The sequence below is a fragment of the Microcystis sp. M53603_WE2 genome, assembly GCF_030065435.1.
This window is the reverse complement of sequence record NZ_JASJFF010000509.1, coordinates 1-1435: the sequence shown is the minus strand read 5'-3', so window position 1 is coordinate 1435 and position 1435 is coordinate 1. Positions and strand designations below refer to the sequence as shown.

The window sequence follows — 1435 nt, the reverse complement described above, 5'->3', positions numbered from 1 at the left end:
GTGCTTTGATGACATCCGAGCCAGACGGCCATTTGCCGTTGAGATAAATTTCCCTCCTGACTAAGTTGGTAGAGCAAGTTTCTTTGTTCTATGTTAAGATGTTGGGGGCTTCGTTTTTGGGTCTGATTTGTTTTTGTTAATGATCAGACAGTACCTGATGAGCCTTTCTTTGTCAACTCTTGAGGTTGATGCGTTTCATTTTTGAATTGGCGAAGGATTATTACAAAATAGTCTAGAAATTATTGCTTGCAATGAGGAAGATGCTATAACTATAGCTAAATTTCGAGTTTTAACTAAAAGTGCAGGATTATCCTTAGGAGATCGTGCTTGTCTTGCTTTAGGTAAACGCTTGAATTTACCTGTGTTAACAGCAGACAAAGTATGGACCAGTTTATCTCTGGGAATTACTATTACTTTGATTCGTTAAAGTTCATCATCATTTGACAAATACTTTTTAACAACTGAAAATTTGGAACTGCATTCAAAACAGTAATAAGGTGCGTTAATGAAATGTAACGCACCCTACAGGATTGGATATCACTAGAGATTAAAACCCACATTCCGCACTTTATGATTAAGTCGCAATAACGCCACCAAGAAAAACTGATTGAACCGACAAAATTTGTTGACATTAGAGAATTTTTACATCTGACTTCACCAAGAATAATTTGACAGAAGCAAGGATCGCTCAAGTTAGACATGGTTAAACTAAAGTGGCCTAATTTATTGGACACTTTTCGGGGAAAAAGTTTTTTCTGGGATTGACTTAAACTGAATTTGCTCAATTTGATTCTCAACTTACTTGGTAGTAATTTTGGCAATAAATCGAAAAATATTCAAGAATATCAAGAATCTCCTCAGTTAAATTACTGATGTGGCTTTGAGCATTAATCTTGACTAAATGAATCCCCTGTAAAATCTGAAATATCCATCTTAAAGTTGGTTTATCTGTGGCTTTACCAAGTTTATTTTTGACTTTTCCACCTTTCCTTTGTAGTTCCCCTCTTAACATTCTTTGTCCCAGACTATATACTAATAAGCATATTCCCATTAAAAAAACCATTGTTTCTATCCTTTTTGGGGTTTTCACCAAGACACTATCTGCTAGAAATAAGGGGTCTTTAATGAATCTAAATCCTCGTTCACAAGATTGTTGTGCTTTATATTCATCAAGCATTTCTTCCGCCGATAGGTTTTCCTTGTCGAGAACAGGCGATAATAAATCTTCCTGCTCTTTCTGTTTCGGCTTTAATAATTTGGCTCTTCTCTACTTTGTGTGATAAGCACTGATTATCATTCGTAGGAGTCTTGCTAGGCAAGGCTTTGAAGACTATATTTCTATAAAATTATCCCTATTCTTCTTCCCTCCACACAGAAACCAGAAGAGCCATAATTTCGGCTCTTCGTTACTTGTTATGGTTCGATAGGGGGGCAT

1 protein-coding gene and 1 pseudogene are annotated in these 1435 nt (G+C 36.0%); both read right to left on the bottom strand.

Annotation, left to right across the window (positions count from 1 at the left end; genetic code table 11):
* Positions 1–92, bottom strand: a 92-nt coding sequence (locus PX481_RS10600; RefSeq protein WP_194033543.1) for a helix-turn-helix domain-containing protein, incomplete at its 3' end; no start/stop codon positions are given.
* A 701-nt stretch (positions 93–793) separates the two neighbouring features.
* Positions 794–1268: pseudogene (locus PX481_RS10595) on the bottom strand (IS1634 family transposase); the annotation flags it as partial.
* Between the last annotated feature and the right edge of the window lie 167 nt (positions 1269–1435).